The sequence below is a fragment of the Cellulosimicrobium composti genome (genome assembly GCF_010287905.1).
GTDB classification, from domain to species: domain Bacteria; phylum Actinomycetota; class Actinomycetes; order Actinomycetales; family Cellulomonadaceae; genus Cellulosimicrobium; species Cellulosimicrobium composti.
The window spans coordinates 36,689-59,643 of sequence record NZ_JAAFAN010000003.1; the positions used below are offsets into that span (position 1 = coordinate 36,689).

At 74.3% G+C, this 22,955-nt stretch carries 20 protein-coding genes; 13 read left to right on the forward strand and 7 right to left on the reverse strand.

Going from position 1 to position 22,955, the window contains the following annotated elements:
* Positions 1 to 124: 124 nt before the first annotated feature.
* The 8 genes from GYH36_RS01290 (at position 125) to GYH36_RS01325 (ending at position 8,038) form a co-directional block, all read left to right on the forward strand.
* Entirely contained in the window at positions 125 to 1,405 is a 1,281-nt protein-coding gene (locus GYH36_RS01290; RefSeq protein WP_162288883.1) for an extracellular solute-binding protein, read from the forward strand.
* A gap of 65 nt (positions 1,406 to 1,470) precedes the next feature.
* Positions 1,471 to 2,460, forward strand: coding sequence for a carbohydrate ABC transporter permease (locus tag GYH36_RS01295; RefSeq protein ID WP_162288884.1), 990 nt, complete (start codon positions 1,471 to 1,473; stop codon positions 2,458 to 2,460).
* Positions 2,457 to 3,383: a carbohydrate ABC transporter permease gene (locus GYH36_RS01300; protein ID WP_024840908.1), complete on the forward strand. Its 927-nt coding sequence runs from the start codon at positions 2,457 to 2,459 to the stop codon at positions 3,381 to 3,383. Before GYH36_RS01295 ends, GYH36_RS01300 begins: the two co-directional genes overlap by 4 nt.
* Complete coding sequence (locus GYH36_RS01305) at positions 3,380 to 4,228, forward strand: DeoR/GlpR family DNA-binding transcription regulator (RefSeq protein WP_024840909.1); 849 nt, start codon at positions 3,380 to 3,382, stop codon at positions 4,226 to 4,228. Before GYH36_RS01300 ends, GYH36_RS01305 begins: the two co-directional genes overlap by 4 nt.
* Positions 4,229 to 4,291: 63 nt before the next feature.
* Positions 4,292 to 5,188, forward strand: a complete 897-nt coding sequence (locus GYH36_RS01310) for an SIS domain-containing protein (protein ID WP_024840910.1) — start codon at positions 4,292 to 4,294, stop codon at positions 5,186 to 5,188.
* A complete protein-coding gene (locus GYH36_RS01315; RefSeq protein WP_162288885.1) occupies positions 5,185 to 6,240 on the forward strand; it encodes an ROK family protein in 1,056 nt (351 codons plus the stop codon). Before GYH36_RS01310 ends, GYH36_RS01315 begins: the two co-directional genes overlap by 4 nt.
* On the forward strand, positions 6,237 to 7,202 hold the full coding sequence (locus GYH36_RS01320) for a 1-phosphofructokinase family hexose kinase (RefSeq protein WP_024840912.1): 966 nt from the start codon (positions 6,237 to 6,239) through the stop codon (positions 7,200 to 7,202). The genes GYH36_RS01315 and GYH36_RS01320 overlap by 4 nt, the downstream gene beginning before the upstream one ends.
* A complete protein-coding gene (locus tag GYH36_RS01325; protein WP_024840913.1) occupies positions 7,202 to 8,038 on the forward strand; it encodes a class II fructose-bisphosphate aldolase in 837 nt (278 codons plus the stop codon). Before GYH36_RS01320 ends, GYH36_RS01325 begins: the two co-directional genes overlap by 1 nt.
* 86 nt (positions 8,039 to 8,124) lie before the next feature.
* On the opposite strand, the gene GYH36_RS20195 is transcribed toward GYH36_RS01325, so the two are convergent.
* Positions 8,125 to 11,118: a discoidin domain-containing protein gene (locus GYH36_RS20195; protein ID WP_162288886.1), complete on the reverse strand. Its 2,994-nt coding sequence runs from the start codon at positions 11,116 to 11,118 to the stop codon at positions 8,125 to 8,127.
* Between the two features lie 297 nt (positions 11,119 to 11,415).
* Here GYH36_RS20195 and GYH36_RS01335 point away from each other — a divergent pair, with 297 nt between their 5' ends.
* The 5 genes from GYH36_RS01335 (at position 11,416) to GYH36_RS01355 (ending at position 18,376) form a co-directional block, all read left to right on the forward strand.
* Complete coding sequence (locus tag GYH36_RS01335) at positions 11,416 to 15,549, forward strand: NPCBM/NEW2 domain-containing protein (protein ID WP_162288887.1); 4,134 nt, start codon at positions 11,416 to 11,418, stop codon at positions 15,547 to 15,549.
* A 134-nt stretch (positions 15,550 to 15,683) separates the two neighbouring features.
* Positions 15,684 to 16,952, forward strand: a complete 1,269-nt coding sequence (locus tag GYH36_RS01340) for a hypothetical protein (protein WP_162288888.1) — start codon at positions 15,684 to 15,686, stop codon at positions 16,950 to 16,952.
* A 61-nt stretch (positions 16,953 to 17,013) separates the two neighbouring features.
* Entirely contained in the window at positions 17,014 to 17,574 is a 561-nt protein-coding gene (locus GYH36_RS01345; RefSeq protein WP_034604515.1) for a universal stress protein, read from the forward strand.
* Positions 17,562 to 18,005 (forward strand): CrcB family protein, encoded by a 444-nt coding sequence (locus GYH36_RS01350; protein ID WP_312028453.1) that lies wholly within the window; start codon positions 17,562 to 17,564, stop codon positions 18,003 to 18,005. Before GYH36_RS01345 ends, GYH36_RS01350 begins: the two co-directional genes overlap by 13 nt.
* Positions 18,002 to 18,376: a fluoride efflux transporter FluC gene (locus tag GYH36_RS01355; RefSeq protein WP_162288889.1), complete on the forward strand. Its 375-nt coding sequence runs from the start codon at positions 18,002 to 18,004 to the stop codon at positions 18,374 to 18,376. Before GYH36_RS01350 ends, GYH36_RS01355 begins: the two co-directional genes overlap by 4 nt.
* A gap of 22 nt (positions 18,377 to 18,398) precedes the next feature.
* Here the strand turns inward: GYH36_RS01355 and GYH36_RS01360 are convergent, their stop codons facing one another.
* The 6 genes from GYH36_RS01360 to GYH36_RS01385 all read right to left on the reverse strand — a co-directional run bounded on the left by GYH36_RS01360 (position 18,399) and on the right by GYH36_RS01385 (position 22,776).
* Positions 18,399 to 19,004 carry a flavodoxin family protein gene (locus tag GYH36_RS01360; RefSeq protein ID WP_115941495.1) on the reverse strand — a complete coding sequence of 202 codons (606 nt, stop codon included), beginning with the start codon at positions 19,002 to 19,004 and terminating at the stop codon, positions 18,399 to 18,401.
* Between the two features lie 117 nt (positions 19,005 to 19,121).
* Positions 19,122 to 19,520: a PRC-barrel domain containing protein gene (locus GYH36_RS01365; protein ID WP_162288890.1), complete on the reverse strand. Its 399-nt coding sequence runs from the start codon at positions 19,518 to 19,520 to the stop codon at positions 19,122 to 19,124.
* A complete protein-coding gene (locus tag GYH36_RS01370) occupies positions 19,517 to 19,933 on the reverse strand; it encodes a hypothetical protein (RefSeq protein ID WP_024840921.1) in 417 nt (138 codons plus the stop codon). Before GYH36_RS01370 ends, GYH36_RS01365 begins: the two co-directional genes overlap by 4 nt.
* Entirely contained in the window at positions 19,930 to 21,159 is a 1,230-nt protein-coding gene (locus GYH36_RS01375) for an NRAMP family divalent metal transporter (protein WP_162288891.1), read from the reverse strand. Before GYH36_RS01375 ends, GYH36_RS01370 begins: the two co-directional genes overlap by 4 nt.
* The gene (locus tag GYH36_RS01380) at positions 21,156 to 21,659 is read right to left on the reverse strand and encodes a hypothetical protein (protein WP_162288892.1); all 504 of its coding nucleotides are present in this window, start codon (positions 21,657 to 21,659) and stop codon (positions 21,156 to 21,158) included. Before GYH36_RS01380 ends, GYH36_RS01375 begins: the two co-directional genes overlap by 4 nt.
* A 100-nt stretch (positions 21,660 to 21,759) precedes the next feature.
* Positions 21,760 to 22,776 (reverse strand): zinc-binding dehydrogenase, encoded by a 1,017-nt coding sequence (locus tag GYH36_RS01385; RefSeq protein WP_162288893.1) that lies wholly within the window; start codon positions 22,774 to 22,776, stop codon positions 21,760 to 21,762.
* Positions 22,777 to 22,955 lie beyond the last annotated feature (179 nt).

The following is a 22,955-nucleotide window of genomic DNA, read 5'->3' on the forward strand; positions in this document are numbered from 1 at the left end:
GTAACCAGCAGGAAATGATCGTGATCTATCAATGACGATGACAGATCCGGTCGTTCCTCCCGGGCTCGTGCCTCACGTGGTCCGGACCGATCGACCTCATGGCAACGAAGCGGAGGACAAGGACATGAAGGACCCGAACACGCGGCGCACGACCCTCTCGGCGGGTCGCCCGCTGCGTCTGGTGGCGCTCACGGCGGTCGCCGGGCTCACGCTCTCGGCGTGCGGCTTCGGCGGCCAGGGCGGCGGTGGCGACGAGGGTGACGGCACCACGCTCGACCTGCTCGTCCCCACGTACTCGGACCAGACGAAGGCCCTCTGGGAGGACGTCATCGCGGGGTTCGAGGAGGAGAACCCGGACATCGACGTGAACCTCGAGGTCCAGTCCTGGGACAACATCAACGACGTCGTCCGCACCAAGGTGCAGTCGGACCAGGCGCCGGACATCCTCAACATCGACGCCTTCGCCGGGTTCGTCGAGGACGACCTGCTGTACTCCGCGGACGAGGTGCTCTCGCCCGAGACGATCGCGGACTTCCAGGAGTCGTTCGTCGAGAACGCGTCCATGGACGGCACCCAGTACGGCCTGCCGCTCATCGCCTCCGCGCGCACCATGTTCTACAACAAGGACCTGTTCACGCAGGCCGGCCTCGACCCCGAGGCCCCGCCGGCCACGTGGGACGAGCTCAAGGACGCGGCGGCGAAGATTTCCGCGCTCGGCGGCGGCACCTACGGCTACGGCCTCCCGCTCGGCTCCGAGGAGGCGCAGGCGGAGGCCGGGATCTGGTTCTTCGGCAACGGCGGCGGCTACGGCGACGCGTCCGAGATCACGATCGACACCCCGGAGAACGTCGAGGCCGCGCAGTTCTTCCAGAGCCTCGCCGCGGAGAACCTCACGCAGCCCGACGCCGGCGCGACCGACCGCACGCCGCTCATCGACGTGTTCATCCAGGGCAAGATCGGCATGATCGTCGGCCTGCCCCCGACGATCGGCCAGATCGCGGACAAGAACCCCGACCTCAACTACGGCACCGCCCCGGTCGCGACCAAGGACGGCTCGCCCGTCACGCTCGGCGTCGCCGACCACCTCATGGCGTTCAAGAACGAGGGCGACAAGCAGGACGCGATCAAGGCGTTCCTCGACTACTACTACTCGCCCGAGGTCTACGTGCCGTGGGTCGACGCCGAGGGCTTCATCCCGACCACGAAGTCGGGTGGCGAGGAGCTCGCCACGAAGGAGACCATCGCGCCGTTCCTCGAGCTGCTGCCGAACGCGCAGTTCTACCCGTCGACCAACCCGAAGTGGTCGGCGGCCCAGGGCGCGATCCAGTCGCTCATCGGGCAGGTCGCGCAGGGCAAGGAGGCGCAGGCCGTGCTCACGGAGATCCAGGCGAAGGCCGACCAGTGACGCATCGGTGACGACCGCCGGGCGCACCCGACCCAGACCTCAACCCGGCACCCGAGGACTCCACGATGACCACCGACACGACCGGCACCCAGGCCGGTGCCACGACGGCGAGCGCCGCGCCGCCGTCGGACCACCACGCCGCGCCACCGGGCGCGGACGACCGCTCGCGACGCACCTGGCGCGGCACCCTCACCGCCCTCCCGTGGATCGGGCCCAGCCTCGCGCTCATCGCCCTGATCGTGCTGTTCCCCGCGGGCGTCATGATCTTCAACTCGACGCGCGACATCTCGCAGTCGGGCGTGGACCGCGGGAGCGCCGGGCTCGAGAACTACGCCGACGTCTTCGCGATCGACGCGCTGCCGCGCGTCCTGCTCAACACCGTGGTGTGGGTCGTCGTGGTCGTCGGCCTCACCGTCGTCATCTCGCTCGCGCTCGCCAACTTCCTCGACAAGCAGTTCCCGGGCCGCCAGCTCGTGCGCCTCGCGGTGATCGTGCCGTGGGCGGCGTCCGTCGTCATGACGACGACCGTCGTCTACTACGGCCTCCAGCCGAACTACGGCATCTTCAACCAGTTCCTCGCCGACATCGGGATCCTCGAGGTCGGGGACTACGGCTTCACGAAGAACGCGACGTCGGCGTTCATCGTCGCGATCGTCGTCGCGGTGTTCGTGTCGCTGCCGTTCACGACGTACACGATCCTCGCGGGTCTGCAGGCCGTGCCGCACGAGGTGGTCGAGGCGGCGCGCATGGACGGCGCGTCGCGGTCGCGCACCTACTTCTCGGTGATCCTGCCGCAGCTCAAGCCCGCGCTGTCCGTCGCGGCGCTCATCAACATCATCAACGTCTTCAACTCGCTGCCGATCCTGCGCATCATGACCGGCTCGATCCCCGGCTACGACGCGGACACCACGACGACGCTGATCTTCAAGCTCATCCAGTCCGACCGCCGGGTCGACCTCGCCTCCGCGCTGTCGGTCGTGAACTTCGCGATCGTCATCCTCGTGATCGTCGCCTACATGCGGATCGTCAAGCCGATGAAGGGAGTGGACGAGTGAGCGCCACGACCCAGCCCGCCCCGGCGACTCGCGAGGCCGTCGCGCGCGAGAGCGCGCCCCGGCGCAAGGCGTCGAAGTACCGCACCGGCGGCCCCGGAGCCCACGGCTCGGTCACGGGCCGCGTGATCGCGGGCATCGTCATCGCCGCGCTGTTCCTCGTGCCGTACGTCGTCATGCTGCTCGGCTCGCTCAAGAGCCGGCCGGAGATCCTGCGGATCCCGCCGACGTACCTGCCGCAGGAGTGGCACTTCGACAACTACGTCTCGATGTGGTCGACGCCCGAGACGCCGCTGCCGCAGAACCTCGTCTCGACGATCGTCATCTCGGTCTTCGCGACCCTGCTCGTGCTCCTCGTCGCCGTCCCGGCGGCGTACTACACCGCGCGGTTCCGCTTCCCCGGTCGCCTCGCGTTCCTGTTCCTCGTGCTCGTCACGCAGATGCTCCAGCCGGCGGTGCTCGTCGCGGGCCTGTTCCGCCAGTTCCTCGCCTTCGGGATCGTCGACACGTGGCTCGCGATGATCCTCGTCAACGCCGCGTTCAACCTCGCGTTCGCCGTGTGGATCATGCACTCGTTCTTCGCGAGCGTCCCCAAGGAGGTCGACGAGGCCGCGCAGATCGACGGCGCGGGCCGCTGGACGGTCCTGTTCCGCATCAACCTGCCGCTCGTGTGGCCCGGCATCGTCACCGCGATCATCTTCACGTTCGTCGCCGCCTGGAACGAGTTCGCGGCGTCCCTCGTCATCCTGTCGACGGCCGGCAACCAGCCGCTGTCGGTCGCTCTGACGAAGTTCATCGGGCAGTACGACTCCGCGTGGCAGTACGTCTTCGGGGTCTCGATCGTGGCGATCGTCCCCGTCATCATCCTCTTTGCGATCATCGAGAAGCGCCTCGTCGGAGGCCTGACCGCAGGGAGCATCAAATGACGACGACCCACGACGAGCTCGCCGACAACGTCGGCCTCGCCGGCCTCAGCAAGTCCGTCCGGTGGGAGCGCATGCTCGCCCTCCTCGCCGACCGCCGCCGCCTGTCCGTGACGGAGGTCGCGGACGAGTTCGGCATCTCCGAGTCGACGGTGCGCCGCGACTTCGACCAGATGGCCGCGCGCCAGCTCGCGCACCGCACCCACGGCGGCGTCGTCGCGGCGTCGGTCGCGTACGGGCTCCCGCGCCGGTACAGCAAGCAGGTCGAGGACAAGCAGCGCATCGCCGCCGCGGCGGCCGCGCTCGTCCTCGAGCGGTACACGGCCCCGGTCGTGGGCCTCAACGGCGGCACGACGACGACGCTCGTCGCCAAGGCGCTCGGCGAGCAGACCGAGGAGACGTCCGAGGACGCGCTCCAGCAGAGCGGGCACGCCCTGACGGTCGTCACGAGCGCGCTGAACATCGCGACCGAGCTCGTGCTGCGGCCCCAGGTGCGCACGGTGTGCCTCGGCGGCACGGCGCGCGCCCAGTCGTACGAGCTCACCGGCCCCGCCGCGATCCAGATGGCCCGCACGCTGTGGCTCGACGTCCTCGTGCTCGGCATGCTCGGCATCGACGCGGCCGCGGGCCTCACGTGCGGCGACCCGGACGAGGCCGGCGTGACGACCGCGCTCGTCGAGCGGTCGCGCTCGGTCGTCGCCGTCGGCACGTCCGACAAGGTCGGCACCCGGTCCTTCGCCCAGATCTGCGAGATCTCGCAGGTCACCACCCTCGTCACCGACAGCGGCGCCACCGCCGACGCCCTCGACCCCCTCCGCGAGGCGGGCGTCGAGGTCGTCGTCGTGTAGCGGCGTCGGTCACGCGCGGCCGGCGCCCGCCGGCCGCTGCATCGCAGAAAGGTACTCAGCACCATGAGAACGACCCACGTGAGCGCAGAGATCGCCAGCCAGCCCGAGGTGTGGCGCCGCGCCGCGGAGCTCGCGGCCCGGAGCACGGAGATCCTCCCGCAGGCAGGTGAGCGCGTCGCCGTCGTGGGGTGCGGGACCTCGTGGTTCGTGGCGCAGGCGTACGCGGCCCGGCGCGAGGCGCTCGGGCTGGGCGAGACCGACGCGTTCGCCGGGAGCGAGTACCCGACCGGTCGCCGCTACGACCGCGTCGTGGCGATCACGCGGTCCGGCACGACGACCGAGATCCTCCAGCTCCTCGACGCCCTGCAGGGCGAGCAGCGCACGCTCGCGATCGTGGGCGACCCCGAGTCCCCGGGCGCGACGGCGGCGGACGACGTCGTCGTCATGGAGTTCGCGGACGAGCGCTCCGTCGTCCAGACGCGGTTCGCGACCGCGGCCCTCAGCCTGCTGCGCGCGTCGCTCGGCGACGACGTGGCCGCCCTCGCGACCGCGGCCGAGGAGGCCGTGACGTGGGAGGTGCCGGCCGAGCACCTCGCGCGCACGCAGTTCACGTTCCTCGGGCGCGGCTTCTCCGTGGGCCTCGCGAACGAGGCCGCGCTGAAGATGCGCGAGGCGTCGCTCGCGTGGGCCGAGTCGTACCCCGCGATGGACTACCGGCACGGGCCGATCAGCATCTCCGACGAGACGAGCGTCGTGTACCTCCTGGGCGAGGAGGTGCCGGGCCTGGTGGACGACGTCGAGCGGACGGGCGCCCTCGCGGTCCGGTTCGACGAGGACCCGCAGGTGACGCTCGTGCGCCTCCAGCGGCTCGCGGTCGCGAACGCGGAGAGCAAGGGCCTGGACCCCGACGCGCCGCGTCACCTCACGCGCTCGATCATCCTCGACACGACGGCGTCGTGAGCGGCGAGACCCACCACGGCGACGGGGCCCGGACCCTCGCGGGCCAGGGCCCCGTCGTCGTCGCGCTCGACGTCGGGGGCACCGACATCAAGGCCGCGCTCGTCGACGCGGACGGCGTGCTCCTGGAGCAGGTCACGCCGACGCGCGCCGCCCAGGGCCCGCAGGCATCGTTCGCCGCGGTGCTCGCCGCGGTCGCGGACGTCCGCGGGCGCGTCCCCGCCGGGCGGACCGTCGCGGCCGTCGGGCTCGCGGTGCCCGGCACCGTGGACGAGGAGGCCGGCGTCGTCCTGAGCGCCGAGAACCTCGACTGGGTCGACCTGCCCGTGCGAGCGCTCGTCGCGGAGGCGACCGGCCTGCCGGTCGGCTTCGGTCACGACGTGCGCGCCGGCGGCCTCGCGGAGTGGCGCCTCGGCGCCGCGCGCGGGGCGCACGACCACGCGTTCCTCGCGGTGGGCACGGGCATCGCGGCGGCGGTCGTGCTGCGCGGCGAGCCGTACCCGGCGCACGGCTGGGCGGGCGAGGTCGGGCACGGCGGGGCGCGCGACGGCGAGCCCTGCCCGTGCGGCGGGCGCGGCTGCGCCGAGACGTTCGCGTCCGCGGCGGGCATGGCCCGCACGTACCGGCGCCTCACCGGGGCGCCCGTCGCGGACGTCCCCGGCGCGCGCGAGGTGCTCGCGCGGGCGCAGGCGGGCGACGACGTCGCCCGCGGCGTCTGGGACCGCGGCGTCGACCGGCTCGGCGAGCTCGTCGCGGAGATGACGCGCCTCCTCGCGCTGCCGACGGTCGTCGTCGGGGGCGGGCTCGTGCGCGCGGGCGACGCCCTGCTGCGCCCGCTCGACGAGGCGGTCCGCTCCTACCTCACGGTGCACCCCGTACCGCGCCTCGTCCCGGCGGAGCTCGGCTCGGCCGCGGGCATGCACGGGGCCGCCCTGCTCGGCTGGGACGCCGCGCGCGCCGCGGGCCTCGACGTGCCGCACCGGCACGCGGTCCGCCCGGCGCCGGGCTCGGCGCCGCTGGGCGGGCTCGTCACGGCGGACGGCGTCGCGCCGTGACGCGCGTCGTCGCGCTCACGCCCAACCCGGCCTGGGACGTCACGTACCGCGTCGACCGGCTGCTGCCCGGGGAGTCGCTGCGCGTGCGCTCCGTCGTCGCGCGCGCGGGCGGCAAGGGCGTCAACGTCGCGCGCGTCGTGCGCGCCCTCGGGTCCGCGAGCGTCGCCGTGTGCCCCCTGGGCGGGCCGCTCGCGGGGCCCTTCGCGGACGACCTCGACGCCGACGGGCAACCGGCCGCCGTCGTGCCGGTCGCGGGCGCCGTGCGCCAGTCTGTCGCCGTGGTCCCCGCCGAGGCGGGCGCGGAGGACGGCGGGCACCCCACGGTGCTCAACGAGCCCGGCCCCGCGCTCGACGACGCGGAGTGGGCGGCGCTCGTCGCCGCGTGCGTCGCGCAGGTCGGCACGGCGCCCGCCGCCGTGGTCGCCACGGTCTCCGGCTCGCTGCCGCCCGGGACGACGCGCGAGCGGGTCGTCGGGCTCGTCGGCGCGCTGCGCGCCGCGGGCGCGCGCGTCCACGTCGACGTCTCGGGGCCCGGTCTCGTGTGGGCCGCCGAGGCGGGCGCCGACCTCGTCAAGCCCAACCGGTCCGAGCTCGTCGAGGCGACCGGGGTCGACGACCCCGCGCGCGCCGCCGGGGAGCTCCTGCGCCGCGGGGCGCGCGCCGTCGTCGTCACCGACGGGGAGCGCGGCCTCACCGCGTACGAGGCCGGCCCGGACGGGCCCGTGATGCCCGCGGTCGTGGGCCGCGCGCGCCTCGCCGCGCCCGTCGCGGGCAACCCCACCGGGGCGGGCGACGCCGCGATGGCGGCGCTCGCCGTCGACCCCGACCAGCCCTGGGCGCACCGTCTCGCGCTCGCCGCGGCGACCTCCGCCGCGGCCGTCCTGCAGCCCGTCGCGGGCGCGGTCGACCGCGCCGACGTCGACCGCCTGCTCACCCACGTCGTCACCGAACCGGAGTCCTGATGCCCCTCGTCACCACCGACCACCTGCTCGACCCCGCCCGCGCCGAGGGGCGCGGCGTCGGGGCGTTCAACGTCATCCAGATCGAGCACGCCGAGGCGTTCGTCGCGGCGGCCACCGAGGTCGGCGCCGGCGTCGTGCTGCAGATCAGCCAGAACGCCGCCCGCTGGCACGGCGGGCTCGAGCCCGTCGCCGCCGCGTCGCTCGCGATCGCGCGCGCGGCCGAGGTGCCGGTCGTCGTGCACCTCGACCACGCGGAGGACCGCGACCTCGTCACCGAGGCGATCGAGCTCGGGTTCACGTCCGTCATGTACGACGGCTCCGCGCTCGACTACGAGGACAACGTCGCCGCGACGGCGGAGGTCGTCGCGCAGGCGCGCGCCGTCGGCGTGTTCGTCGAGGCCGAGCTCGGCAAGGTCGGCGGCAAGGACGGCGTGCACGCGCCCGGCGTGCGCACCGACCCGGCCGAGGCGGTCGAGTTCGTCGACGCGACGGGCGTGGACGCGCTCGCCGTGGCCGTCGGCTCCTCGCACGCGATGACGGACCGCACCGCGTCGCTCGACTTCGCGCGCATCGCGGAGCTGCGTGCCGCCGTGCCCGTGCCGCTCGTGCTGCACGGCTCGTCGGGCGTCCCCGACGCCGACCTCACGCGCGCCGTCGAGACCGGGATGACGAAGATCAACGTCTCGACGCACCTCAACAACACGTTGACGACCGCGCTGCGCGCGTACCTCGACGAGAACCCGACGGTCGTCGACCCGCGCAAGTACCTCGGCGCCGGGCGCGACGCGATGCGCGCCGAGGTCGTGCGTCTCCTGGGCGTGCTCCGCGCCGCCTGAGAGCTCCACCGCCGGGCCGTCAGGCCGTCCGACCGGCGGGTGGACCACGGTGCGGCGGCCCGGGCTCCCGGGCCGCCGCACCCGCGTCAGCAGGTGCGCGCGTCGTACGGCGCGACGACCGTGCCGCCGCCCGCCTCGACCGTGACCTCGCCCGCGTCCACGTGCGCGGAGCGCGTGCTGAACGACTGGTACGCGGACGCGCCCGGGGCGACCTCCGCCGCCTCGTGCGTGCCGAACGGCGTGACGAGGCGCACCGCGAGCGGGGCGTCGTCGTCGTTCACGGCGCGCACCGCGACGTACGCGGTGCCCGCGAGGCAGCGCGTCTGCGCCGTCACCGTGACCGGGGCCTGAGTCTCCTCGGGTGCCCCGAAGAGGTCGATCTCGGCGACGCTCGTGTACCCGGCGCCGTTGACGGACCCCGTGGCGCGCAGCTGGACGAACCGTGCCGTCGTCGGCTCGAGGTCGACGAGGTCCGGCTCGGACGTGCCGTTGAACGTGCCGCTCGCGACCGTCGTCCAGCTCTCGCCGTCGAGGCTCGTGCGCACCTCGTACGTCGAGATGCGCCCGTTGACGCCGCCGTCCTGACGGGACACGTGGCGCAGCACGCCGACGCGCTGCTCGCTGCCCAGGTCGATCGTCAGCGTGTGCGGCAGCGGGTCGATCCCCGTCGCGTACGACGTGTGCCAGATCGTGCCGGCGTTGCCGTCGATCGCGTTCGCCGCGGCGCCGTTCTCGTACGTCGTCTCGGCGCTGTCCGCGGTCGCGGTCCACGCGGACTTGTCGAGCGGGACGGCGCCCGGCTCGCTCGGCGTGGGCTCGGCGTCGCTCGGGACGCCCTCGAACACCGTGACCTCGAACGGCTCGAGCTCGATCCAGTAGTCCGTCCCGGCGCGCGCCACGAACCCGTCGCGGTTGCCGTCGCGGTCCGTGAACGCGTACGTCTGCTCCGCGCCCGCGGGCAGCTCGAGCGCGTCGCCCACCTCGACCCGGAACGACTGCGGGTACGGCGTGGGGTTGCGCAGCATGAGCATCGCCTGGTCGGTCGTGCCGGCCTCGTCGTCGGCCGCCGCCCACGCCGCGGTGCCGTAGACCTCGCCGACCGCGGGGTCGCCGCCGACCCAGTGGACGTCGGAGAGCAGGTTCTCGTTGTCGCGCGCCCAGCGCGCGTTGGCCGCGAGCTCGTCCCAGAACCACTCGGCGCCGGGCTGGTCCGGGCGGACCTGCGTGTTGCGCACGTAGAGCTCCTGCAGCCCGAGACCGAGCGCGAAGTAGGCGCGCATGTCGCGGCCCACCTCGGCGCGCACCGCCGGGTCGGACAGGTCGTAGTCCGCCGTGAACTGCGGGGTGCGCTCGCTGAACGTGAACCCGTGGTTCATGAGGGACGGCACGGGGAACAGCGGGTTCTCCACGACCGTGTTGCGGTAGGTCTGCGAGTCGCGGTAGCTCACGTAGCGCTCGCGCACGCTGCCCGCGCCCGCCTGCCCGGCGTCGTGCCCGTCGCGCCAGATCGAGTCGGTGAACCACAGCCAGTACGGCGAGCCCCACGTGCCGACCGTCGCGTTGATCCACACCTCGGGCTGGTGCTCGCGCAGGTCCGTCATGAGCTGAAGCATCGCCTCGTAGTCGCCGAGGTAGGTCTCGTTGGGGCCCGTCTGGTACAGCCCGCCGCCGATCCCGTCGAACTTGAAGCCGCGCACGCCCTGGTTGTCGGCCATGTCGAACGCGACCGACCGGAAGCGCTCGTAGTAGCGCTCGCCGCCCAGCGCGAACGCGCCGCCGTGCGTCTCGAGGCGCTCGGCCTCGGGCTTGCTCGCGTTGAGCTGCTGGCGCGACCACGCGCTCTGGCCGTACCCGCCGAACGGCGACATCCACACGGACAGCGACGCGTCGTACTGCTCCGCGAGGGCCTTCTGCGGCGCGAACCCGTCGGGGAACTCGGTCGGGTCGAAGTCCCACACGTGCAGGTCGCTCTCGTCCGCGACCGCGGGGTCGCGCACGTAGTCCCAGCCGTCGTCGATCCAGAAGCTGTCGATCCTCGCGCCGCGCCCGGTGAGCTCGTCGCCGAACAGCGCGATCGCCTCGTTGAGCTCGGCGGAGTCGATGACCTCCGACGGCGGCTTGAGGTCGAGCCAGCTCTGGTAGTGCAGGAACGTGCGGCGGTCGTGCACGCGCTCGCGCTCGACGTAGTACTGGAAGCCGCGGCGGAGCTGGCCGTCGGGCACGACGCCGACGCTCGCGGTGTAGCCGAGCGTGTCCCCGGTGGTCAGGTCGCCCGCGCGCGGGACGTCGACCTGGACGGCGTCGCCGGAGACCGCGGGCTTCGACAGCGGCGTCTCGACGCCGAGGAAGAAGCGCTCGGCACCCTGGTCGCCGACGACGACGGGGCTGCCGTCGTCGCGGCCGTCGACGCGCGCGCCGGGCAGGGACACGTCGACGAGCCGCAGCGCGGTGACGTCGAACGTGCCGGTCACGTTCGTCAGCTCGAACGCCTGCTGGACGGAGCTGGCGCCGTCGCGCAGGGAGACCGTCCACACGAGGTCGAACGCGCGCGTGCCGTCGTCGAAGCGGTACGTCGCGCTCACCGCGGCGCCCGCCTCGCGCTCGGACCAGCGCACCGCGTCCGGCTCGGGCGCGAGGTCGGTGCGCACGGGCGTGCCGACGGCGGTGAGGTCGTCGCCGGTGATCGTCGTGCCGTCCGCGAGCGTGAGGGTGACGAACCCGGCCGCGCCAAGGGCGACGTCGGTCCCGGTCTCGGCGTGGTGCAGCGCGGTGAGGGCGGGCGTGCCGCCCGCGAACGACCACGTGGCGGACAGGACGGCGTTGGACAGCGTGACCGCGTCGCCGGAGAGCTCGACGCTCGCGGTGCCGGGCGCCGTGCCGGGGTACGCCGCGGGCTCGGCGACGGGCGCGAGCTCGGAGGCGGCCGCTCCGGCGGCGGGCTCGGCGGGCAGCGGTCCGGACGGGGACGCGGTCGCGGCGGGCACGCCCGCGAGCGCGACGGCGCCGGTGGCGACGAGCGCGACCGCGGCGGTGCGGCGCCGGCCGCGTGGCCGGGCGGGTGGCGGGGGAGAGAGGCTCACGATGACTCCGTTGCTATCGATGAGTGGGCGCGGGGCCCGGGGCTGCGCGGCGACGGCACCGCGCGACCGCACCCGTTGACGTTTTACGACCGAACGAGGCGCGTATCGCGTCGAATCTTGCAGAGATCAGATGTGTTGTCCAGAGAAAGGGTCTTGCGCGATGGCAGGTGATACGTGATGCTTGGTGCGTGATTCGACGTGGAATCACGCAGATTCATGCAGTACCGCACGAACACTGACCAACGGTTGCTCAGCGTCCAACGCACTGCACGCGAGCGGCCCGGGCGAGGGAGCTCCATGAAGCCACTACGTCAGCGACACCCGGCGAGCGCCGCTCGCCGGCGCAACCCCAGGGCCGCGGCGGCCGCGCTCGCCGCCGCCGCGCTCGTCGCCACGGGGCTCGTCGCAGTCCCCGCGGGCGCCGCACCGGCGCCGAGCACCACCGAGGCCGCCACGACCGCCGACGGCCCGACGCCGATCACGCCGAAGCCCGTCACGCCCGAGGTCCCGGTCGCGGCGAACGGCACCCCGATCGGCGCGATCACGGCCGTCGAGCAGGACGGGAACGTCGTCACGCTGCGCGCCGAGAACGGCGCCGCGCGCGTGACCTTCCTCGACGACACGACGCTGCGCGTCGAGGCGGACCCGAGCGGCTCCTTCACCGACCCGGCGAACACGCCGGAGGGCGACCCGGCCCGGACGGCGGACATCGTCGTCGGCACGGACGAGTTCCCCGGCGCGACGCCGACGGTCGAGGACGGCGACGTCGTCACGCTCTCGACGGGCGCCGTGACGCTCACGGTCGACCGCGCGACGAGCCGCATGACCCTCACGCGGGCCGACGGCTCGGTCGTGTGGGAGGAGTCGGCGCCGATCACGTTCGGGACGAACAGCGCGACCCAGCACCTGACCCCGCGCGAGGGCGAGCAGTTCCTCGGCGGCGGCATGCAGAACGGCCGCTCGATCCACACGGGCGCGACGATCAACATCGCGCGCTCGTACGACTGGGACGACGACGGCTACCCCAACGCGGTGCCGTACTACATGACGAGCGCGGGCTACGGCGTGCTGCGCAACACGTTCGCGCGCGGCACGTACGCGTTCACGCAGGACGCGACGACGACGCACGAGGAGCGGCGGTTCGACGCCTACTACTTCGTGGGCGACTACAAGGAGTCGCTCGACGGGTACACGCTGCTCACGGGCCGCCCGCACATGCCGCCGGTCTACGCGCTCGAGTACGGCGACGCGGATTGCTACAACCGCTCGTCCGAGTCGTACAAGTCGCGCAACCCCGGCTCGTGGAACGTGCCCGGCAAGCTCCGCACGCCGGACGCGCTCGAGGTGGCGCGCGACTTCGTCGAGCACGACATGCCGGGCGGCTGGATGCTCGTCAACGACGGGTACGGCTGCGAGTACGTCGAGCTCCCGGAGACCGCCGCCCAGATCGAGGAGGAGACGGGCCTCAAGACGGGTCTGTGGACGGAGCGCTCGCTGACCAACCAGGCGTACGAGGTGGGCGAGGCGGGCATCCGCCTGCGCAAGCTCGACGTCGCGTGGGTCGGCTCCGGCTACCGCCTGGCGCTCACGGGCTGCGAGGCCGCGCACGACGGCATCGAGGCGAACTCCGACGCGCGCGGCACCGCGCTCATGGTCGAGGGCTGGGCCGGCTCGCAGCGCTGCGGCATGCAGTGGACCGGCGACCACTCGGGCAACCTCGACGCGGTGCGCTGGCAGGTCCCGGCGCTGCTCAGCTCGGGCAACTCGGGCCAGGCGTTCACGACGGGCGACGTCGACGGCATCTTCGGCGGGTCCGCCGAGTCGTACGTGCGCGACCTGCAGTGGAAGGCGTTCGCGCCCGCGCTGTACTCGATGAGCGGCTGGGCGTCGGTCGACAAGCGCCCGTGGCTCTACGGCGACGAGGCCACCGAGATCAACCGCACGTACCTCCAGCTGCGGCAGCGGCTCATGCCGTACATCTACACGCTCGCGGCCGAGTCGCACGCGTCCGGCACCCCGATGATGCGCTCGCTCGCGCTCGAGTACCCGGACGACCCGTTCGCGTACGGGGCCGAGGCCAACAGCGAGTTCCTGCTGGGCGAGGACTTCCTCGTCGCGCCGGTCTTCACCGACACGGACGTGCGCAACGGGATCTACCTGCCCGAGGGCCAGTGGGTCGACTACTGGACGGGCGCCCTGTACGACGGCGGCCGCGTCGTCGACGGGTACGCCGCGCCGCTCGACACGCTCCCGCTGTTCGTGCGCGCCGGGGCGGTCGTGCCGCAGGGCGAGGTCGCGCGCAACGCGTCCCTCGTGCCCGAGGACTCGCCGATCACCCTCGACGTGTACCCGCAGGGCGAGAGCAGCTTCGAGCTCTACGAGGACGACGAGGTCACGCGTGCGTACGCCGAGGGCGCCGCGTCGCGGCAAACCTTCACGGTGACGGCGCCGGAGCAGGACGGCGGCGACGTCGTCGTGACGATCGGCGAGCGCGAGGGCGAGTACGCCGGCAAGGCGGACGCCCGCCCGTACGCGCTCGACGTCCACACGGGCTCGGCGCCCGACGCGGTGAGCGTCGACGGCGCGCCGCTCGACGAGGTCGCGGACGCCGCGGCGCTCGACGCCGCCGAGACCGGCTGGTTCTACGACGCCGACGCGCGCGGCGGCGTCGTGCGCGTGAAGGTCGCCGCCGTCGGGTCCGATGCGACGGCGACGATCACGCTCACCGGCACGAGCGCCGTCGGCGGCGAGGACTCGGACGCGCAGCGCGCGCACGTGTCCGTCGTGGTCGACGACCAGGTGTTCCAGGGCGAGGAGACCACGGCCCGCGTGACGTTCCACAACACGGGCACCCGGGCGAAGGACGACGTCACGATCACGCCCGTCGTGCCCGAGGGCTGGACGGTCGTGAGCGCGGAGGGCACCTCCGCGGCCTCGGTCGAGCCGGGCGGCTCGCTCAGCGCGACGTTCGTCGTCTCGCCGGGCAGCGGCTCGTCGGCCGGCGCGCAGAGCGTCGGCGGCACCGCCACGTACCGCGACGCCGCCGGGGGCGAGCGCACGGTCGCGGGCACCAACCAGATCGACGTCGCGTACGGCAGCCTCGCCGCCGCGTTCAACCACGTCTCGATCACGTCGGTCGCGACGAAGGACGCGGGCAACTTCGACGGCGGGGGCGCCTCGTTCTCGGAGGACGCGCTCGCGGCCGCCGGGGCCACGTGGGGCCAGCCCCTCACCGTCCGGCGCGGCGAGGACACGATCGAGTTCGTGTGGCCGGACTCCGAGCCCGGCGTGCCGAACTCGATGGCGCTCAACGGCCAGACCGTCGCCCTGAGCGGAAAGGGCACGCACCTCGCGTTCCTCGGCTCGTCCGCGACGGCGTCGGGCGTCACGCCGGAGGTGACGATCACGTACGCGGACGGGACGACGTCGAAGCAGACGTTCTACTTCCCGAACTGGCTCATCCAGGCGTCCGGCCCGCTCAAGGACGCGGCGGTCGCCGTCGCGAGCAAGGGCCGCAACAACGCGAACAACCCGGACGGCTACGAGTACGCGGCGTACACCTACCAGGTCTACGCGAACGTCGCGCCGCTCAATCCCACCAAGGAGCTGCGGTCCGTGACGTTCCCGACCGGGACGACGGCCAAGCTGTTCGACGTGCGTCCCGTGACGCTCGGGCTGCCCGACGCGCCGACGGGCGACGTGTGGGCGTCCGACCTCGAGTGGACGTCGGCGACGAACGGGTGGGGCGTCATCGGCATCGACGTGGCGAACAAGGACTCCGCGTCCTCGCCCGACGTGCCGCTCGTCATCAACACGACGCCCGAGCTGAGGAAGACGTACGCGAAGGGACTGGGCGTGCACGCCGCGTCGAGGATCACGTACTACCTGGGCGGCCAGTGCACGCGGTTCACCGCGGACACGGGCCTCGAGGACGGCTTCAACGGCTCCGTGATCTTCAAGGTGAACCTGGACGACGTGAACCGCTACCAGGGCACGACGTTCCAGGCCGGGTTCCCGACGGAGACCGTCGACCTCGACGTCACGGGCGCGCACTACGTCGACCTGATCGTCGACGCGCCCGGCTCGATCAACGGCGCCCACGGCGTGTGGGGTGACGCCCGGTTCGAGTGCGGCGGCGAGGAGCCCGAGGTCGCGTTCTCGGCCGAGGCGCAGCCGCGCACCCTGGCCGGGAAGGTCTACGTCGCGGTCCGCGTCGTCAACGACGAGGACGTGCCCGTGGACGTCACGGTCACCACGCCGTTCGGCGACAAGTCGTTCGCCGACGTCGCGCCGGGGGCCAGCGCCTACCAGTCGTTCGCGACCCGCAGCACGTCGGTCGAGGCGGGCGAGGTGACGGTGACGGTGACGAAGACGGTCGACGGCGAGGACGTCACGTCGTCGAGGACCGTCGGCTACGACGCGGCCGGGTAGCCGGCCGTCGCCCCGGCTCCGGCCGGGGCGCGCAGCGCGGGGCGGGTCGTTGCCGGACGGCCCGCCCCGCGCTGCGTCGTGCCCGGTCACGGGCGCTACCCTGCACGGGCGCCGCGACGAGAGGACCCTCCCCGATGTCCCACCCCACCCAGCCGTACGAGCCGGTCGACGACCAGACCGTGATGCGGCCGCCGCGACGGTACGGGGACCCGGGGACCGCACCGGGGGCCGGTGCGCCGCCCGGACCGCCGGCACCGCCGTCGCCCGCCCCGGCGCCGTACCCGCCCGCGTACGGCACGCCGCACGTGCAGGCGCCCTACGGGACGGACCCGTACGGGCCGCTGCGCGGCGGCACGGCGTGGGGCGACGACGGCGGCGACCCCCACGCGACGCTCCCGCCCGCGCACACCGGGGCGACGTGGCCGCCCGCCGGGGCGACGCCCGGGCACGCGGGCGCCGGTCCCGTGCACGACGCGCCCGTCGACGCGACGGTCGTGCCGGGCGCGCTCGCCCCGCCTGCGGACCCGTACGCGTTCTCCCCGTACGCGCCCCCGACCGGTCGCGGCCCGCGCCCGTGGCTCGTCCCGACCCTCGTGGGCGTCGGCGCGTTCGTCGTCGTCGCGGGCGGGCTCGGCGTCTGGCTGGGGCTGCGCGACGACGCCCCGCCGGTGGACGTGACCGTCACCGCGGAGCCCGACCCCGCCACCCCGGCGGCGCCCGCCGACCCGGTCGATCCCGACCCGGCGCCGTCGGACACCGGCGGCGCGGACGCCGAGGACGACGACGAGCCCTGGCTCGACGCGCAGTACCGCGCCGGGGCGGAGATGGACCCCGCGTCCGGGCCGGACCTCGCGCCGATGTCCTGGGAGTTCTTCTCGGACAACGACTACCGCGTCAACGGTGACCGCATCGCGCTCACGGCGCGGCGCGACTTCGCGTGCGACGACCTGCCCGCGATCCCCGCGGTCGAGTCGTTCGCGGACGTGTGCCAGGGCGGCTTCGAGGCGCGCGTCGTGTCCCACGACGGGGCCACGGTCGCGCTCGACGCCGTCGTCGTCGAGGTCGGGTCGGTCGAGGAGGCGGACCGGGTCGCCGCGGCGTACGACGCCGCCGCGGACGGCGACCCGGCCGCGGACACGAGCGGCCCGGCGCACCCGACGCTCGCCGCCGCGGTCCCGCAGCCGGGGTTCGAGGCGTCGTACGCCGTGCTCGACGCGGGCGAGGGGCCGGGCGTGCTGCTGTCGACCGGGAGCGTCGTGCTGCTCCTGCGGCTCGGGATCGACGACGGGATCGAGCGCGAGCAGCTGCTGCCGGTCGCGCAGGCCGTCGGGCTCGTCGTGACCGACCACGAGGTCGCGCAGAGCTTCGGTGAGAAGCCGCTCGCGAAGACGAAGGCCGGCTGAGCGCCCGCCGGACCCGCTCGGTAGCCTGGTCCGGCGGGGCCCCGCGCGTGGAGGAGGACCCATGAGAGCACGCCCGCACGCGGGCCCGGTGCCGCAGCCGGCGCTCGACCGGATGGTCCCGTTCGCCGGGCACGCCGTCGTGGTCGGCGTCGTCCCGGGCGGCCACCCCCTCGTGGTGCGCACGGCCGCGGCCTGGGCGGCGGCCGCGGACGGCCGGCTCGTCGCCGCCTACGCCGACACGTCGCGGCACGTGGTCGCCGAGCACGCGGACGGGTCCGTGACGCACGCGCCCCTCGACCCGGACCACGCCGACGACGCGTGGCAGGACGTCGAGGCACGCCTGCGCGCCGAGGTCGAGGAGCACGTGCGCGGCTCGGGCGTCCCGTGGGACCTGCGCTACCTCGCCGGCCGTCCCGACCGCGCGCTGACCCACCTCGCGCGCGCCGTCGACGCCGCCGTGATCGTCGTCGGCACGCGGTCGCCCGGGACGCTCGCGCTGGCCCGCGAGCTCGTCGAGGGCTCCGTCGCGCTGCACCTCGCGCACCACCAGCACCGTCCCGTGCTCACGGTCCCGCTCACCGTCGTGGACTGGGAGGAGATCCGCGCGCCGTGGGAGACGTGACACGCCCGACGCCGCTGCTCGCGCTCGCGGGCCTCGTCGCGGCGGGGGGAGCGGTCGGCACGACGGCGCGCGCGCTGCTCGAGCACGCGTTCGCGCCCGCGCCCGGGGCGTGGCCGTGGACGACGTTCTGGATCAACCTCGCCGGGTCGTTCGTGCTCGGCGCGCTCCTCGAGACGCTCCTGCGCTCCGGCCCGGACACGGGACGGCGGCGCGCGGTGCGCCTCGGCTGCGGCACGGGCGTGCTGGGCGGGTTCACCACGTACTCGACGTTCGTCGTCGAGGTCGAGCGCCTCGCGGACGGCGGGCACGTCGCGCTCGGCGCCGCGTACGGGCTGGGGAGCGTCGTGCTCGGCGTCCTCGCCGCGCTCGGCGGGATCGCCCTCGCCGCGGCGGTCCGGCGGCGCGCGACCCGGGGCGGTGGGGCCCGGTGACGCCCACGGACCTGGCCCTCGTCGCCGTCGCGGGCGGTCTGGGCGCGGCGGCGCGGTTCCTCCTCGACACGCTCGTCGCGCGGCACAACCGCTCGTCGACGCCGCTCGGCACCGTCGTCGTCAACGGCACCGCGTGCTTCCTGCTCGGCCTGCTGACGGGGTGGGGCGTGACGCACCACGGCAGCGGCGACGTCGTGGCCGTGCTCGGGGTCGGGTTCCTCGGCGGCTACTCGACGTTCTCCACCGCGAGCGTCGAGGCCGCGCGCCTGCTCCTCGCGGGGCGCGGCGCGGTCGCGCTCGTGCACGCGCTCGGGATGCTCGTCCTGTGCCTCGCGGCCGCGGTCGCGGGGATCGCGCTGGGCGGTGCGTGACCGCCGGTCGGGGCCTCGCCTGTCACGAGCCCGGGGCGGGCACGGGCCGCGCCTCGAGCGCGGACGCCACGGCGTGCAGGTTGTGCGCCATGAGCCGCCCGGTCTCGCGCGCCCACTCGTGGCCGTGGCCGGTCTGCACGTAGTCGGGCCCGGGGCCCGGACCCTGGTTCCAGTACGTCCACGCCTGACCCGGGATCGTGTACCCGATGTCGGCGAGCGCACCGCTGATCTCCGAGATGACGTGGTGCGCGCCGTCCTCGTTGCCCGTCACGACCACCCCGGCGACCCGGCTGTACGCGACCGGGACGCCGTCGGCCCCTTCCTCGGAGATCATCGCGTCCATGCGCTCGAGCATGCGCTGCGCGACGGACGACGGCCGCCCGAGCCACGTCGGCGTCAGCACCACGAGGATGCGCGCGTCCAGGAGCCGCTCGTGCACGCGCGGCCACGCGTCGCCCTCGCCGAGGTCGGTGACGACGCCGGGCGGGACGTCGAGGTCGACGAGCCGGACGTGCTCGACCTCGACACCGCGTCCCTGGAGCTCCTCGGCGACCACGCGCCCGAGCGCCTCGGTGTTGGACGGTTCCGGTGACTTCTTGAGCGTGCAGCTCACGAACAGGGCCTTCATGGGACCTCCCGCTGCGCCGGACGGTGTCCGGGACGGCAGACGGCGGCTGCCTCACCGTCCCGACCAGCGTCAGGTGCCCGCGCCCCGCTCGCAACGCGCGGGCACGCGCGGCTCGGGTCAGGGGAGCGCGGCGTCCTCCTGGCGGTAGCCCGCCGCGAGCCGCACCTCGCCCGGCCCGACGGCGGCGACGTCCTCCCACGGCACGAGGAACGTGCCGCGGTGCCGCCGGCGCACGAGCTGGGGCACGGGCCACGGCGCGGTGACGCCCGTGCGCTCGTACCCGAGGAGCGGCGCGCCGGAGCGCGGGCTCACGAGGATCCCCACGACGCGCGCGCGCCCGACGCGGTCGCGTCGGCGGACCTGCGCGCTGAGCGCGCGGGCCTCGCGGTCCGGGTCGTCGGGGGACGGGTCGTCGCCGCGCAGGGTCTCGAGCGCGAGCCGCACGTCGACGAGCGTCCCGAGGTGCTCGCCCCCGGGCCCGCGGACCCGCGCGTCGAGCAGGTCGCCGAGGATCACGAGGCCTCCTCCGGGTCGTGCCGACCACCCGGGATGCGTCCGACGACGTGCTCGCGCAACCAGCCCTCGGGCCAGTGCACGTCGAGGGAGTCGGCCCGGACGGTGAGCTCGAGCGCCGTGCCCACGTGCCCGACGTCGCGCCACGGGACACGCTCCCAGCGCGACGCGGGAGGGCGCCCGCCGAGGAGGCGGGTGACGAGCACGGGTCCGGTGAGGATCGCGCCGAGCTCGGCCGGCTCGCCGGGGGCGGCGTCGCGCGGCGCGTCGTCGTCCCGCGCGTCGGCGGCGACGAGCTCGAGGTCGTCGACGGTGGTCACGGGCTCGCCGTCCACGTCGAGCACCTGGCGGCTGAGCAGGTGCAGGCGTGCGTCGACCACGCGGACGCCCGCGCCCGACGACGACTCCCGGCTCACGAGCCCGCTCCCGTCGCGATCATCAGGGGGATCGCCACGACCGCTGCCACGACGACGATCACGAGGTACACCATGCCCAGCGCGTTGGTCACGCGCCCGTTGACGTGCTCGCCCATGTACTCCGGGTCGTTGGCCACGAGGAGGATCGGCACGTACGTGAGGGGCAGCGCGACGGCGGAGAACACGACCGACATCTCGGTGACCGTCACCGGGTCGACGCTCGTCATGAGGATCCCGACGGCGAGCAGGAGCGCGACGACCATCGTCAGGTGGAACCGCGCGGCCCGCGCCGGGCGGCGGAACTTGCCCCACGACCAGCCGAGGTACTGCGCGAGCGTGTACCCGCTGGACAGCGCGGTCTCGAGCGCCGCGCCGAACGTCGCGGCGACGATCCCGACGATCACGACCGCGAGCAGCAGCGTCCCGCCGGCCTGCGCCACCGGCAGCACGATCTGCGAGAGCGACGACACCTCGATCCCGGCGGGCAGGAGCACGACGGCCGCGCACGCCGCGATCGCCACCGACAGGAGCCCGCCGAGCGGGAACCCGACGAGCACGTTGACGCGGTTCTGCGCGAGGTCCTTCGCGGTCCAGCCCTCCTCGACGGCGCCGGAGGAGAAGAAGAACACCTCGTACGGCGTCATCGCCGCGCCGAACAGCGCGACCGCGTAGTACCAGTACGTGGCGACGTGCTCGGTGGCCGGCGGTGACGGGGGCACGGCCTGGCGCACGAGCTCGCCCCAGTCCGGCCCCAGGAGGAAGAGCGCGACGCCGAACCCGACGAGGAGGAGCCCGAGCAGCCCGGCGACGTTCTCCATGACCTCGAACTTCACGCGCCACAGCACGAGCCAGACGGCGAGCGCCGCGACGGGGATCCACAGCCGCGGCTCGACGCTGCTCGCGAGGTGCAGCGCGAGCGCGATGCCGCCGACCTCGGCCGTGAGCGTGAGGAGGTTGATCGCGAACGACGCCGCGAGGTTCGCGCCCGCAGCCCGCGGGCCGAGGCGCTCGCGGATGATCTCGAACGTCGCGCGCCCGCTGACGGCCGCCACGCGCCCGGACATCGACGCGAAGAGGCAGATGCCGACCACGCCGACGACCACGACCCACACGAGCGACAGCCCGAACCGTGACCCGACGACGGCGTTGGTCACGAGGTCGCCGATGTCGACGAACCCGCCGATCGCGGTGAGGATGCCGAGCGCGACGCCGAGGAGCTTCTTCACGCGCCACCCGCCAGGGCGAGCACGGCGTCGAGGTCGTCGGCCGCGCGCGCGAGGTCGGCCTCGAGCTCGGACGCCGTGAGCGGCACGGCACCGGACGCGGACAGGTCGCCGCCGGCCTCGCGCGCGACCCAGGCGCGTGCCGTGACGACCTCGGCCGTCGCGTCGGCGACGGCCGCGAGGCCCGCGTCGCGCTGCGCCGAGGAGACGTCGTCGGGCGGGACGAGGGTGGTCAAGGCCGTCGTGGATTCCTCGAGCACGCGCACCTGGTCGAGCACGGCGGCGTCCGCGACGGGCGTCGTCACCCGGTCGGCGTCGAGCAGGCTCACCGTGAGCCGCGTCGTCGCGACCGCGGACCCGGCCCGGGCCACCGCGTCGGCGACGGCGGCGGTCGCCTGCCCTGGCTCCTGGTGGCTCGCGACGGTGCAGCCCGCCGCCGAGGCGAGCGCGACCGCGAGGCTCAGCACGGCCCCGGCGCGGGTGATGCGCGCGCGACGTCCCACGCCAGCGATCGTGCCGCGCCGGGCGGGTGCGCGCACGCGGGCGTCGTCGTAGAAGCCGGGCTCGGCCCCGTAGGGAGACGGCGCGTGCCCTCGGGCGCCGTCAGGGGCGCAGCAAGGACTTGATCGCGCGGCGCTCGTCCATCGCGGCGTAGCCCTCCGCGGCGTCGTCCAGCGAGAGCTCGAGGTCGAACACGCGCGCCGGGTCGATGCGGCGCTCGAGCACGAGGTCGACGAGCTCCGGCAGGTACTGGCGCACGGGCGCTGGGCCGCCGCTCCAGTGGACGTGGCGGTAGAACATGTCGACCGCGGGCAGGTCGACGCCGTGCGGCAGCCCGACGACGCCGACGTGCCCGCCCGGCCGGACCGCGCCGAGGGCCTGCGTCATCGAGTCCTGCGTGCCGACGGCCTCGACGACGCTGTGCGCGCCGAGCCCGTCGGTGAGCTCGCGGACGCGCTCGACGCCCTCCTCGCCGCGCTCCGCGACGACCGCCGTCGCACCGAAGGCGCGCGCGAGCTCCTGGCGCGGCGCGTGCCGGCTCATCGCGATCACCTGCCCGGCGCCGAGCTGCGCGGCCGCGAGCACGGCGAGCAGCCCGACGGCGCCGTCGCCCACGACGACGACCGCCTTGCCCGGCCCGGCCTCGGCCGCACGCGCCCCGAACCACCCGGTCCCGAGCACGTCGGACGCGGTGAGCAGACCGGGCAGCAGGTCGGCGTCGGGGCGCTCGGGCGTCGCGACGAGCGTGCCGTCGGCGAGCGGCACGCGCAGGAGCTCGGCCTGGGCGCCGCGCACGGGCTCGCGGTGCACGCACGACGTCTGATACCCGGCGCGGCAGATCGGGCACGTGTTGTCCGACGCGAAGAACGAGCCGACGACGAGCTGCCCGGGCCGCACGGTCCGGACGTCGGCGCCGACCTCCTCGACGGTGCCGACGTACTCGTGGCCCATCGCGACGGGTCGCTCGATCGGGTTGAGGCCGCGGTACGTCCACAGGTCCGACCCGCACACGCACGCGAGCTCGACGCGCACGATCGCGTCCGTCGGGGCGAGGAGGCGCGGGTCGTCGCGCTGCTCGACGCGCACGTCGTACGGGGCGTGGATGACGGTCGCGCGCACGGGGGCTCCCTCGCGGTCGGGGGGCGTCGTCGGGCCGACGACGAGGACGGTCCGTCCACGGTACGACGCACGGCGCTCCCGTCGCCCGGCGTGCCGGGGCCGTCGTCCTCGCGTCCGGTTGCAGGACGTGGGGGCCGGACTAGGCTCCCCTGAGCCACATCAGGACCTGGCACACGACC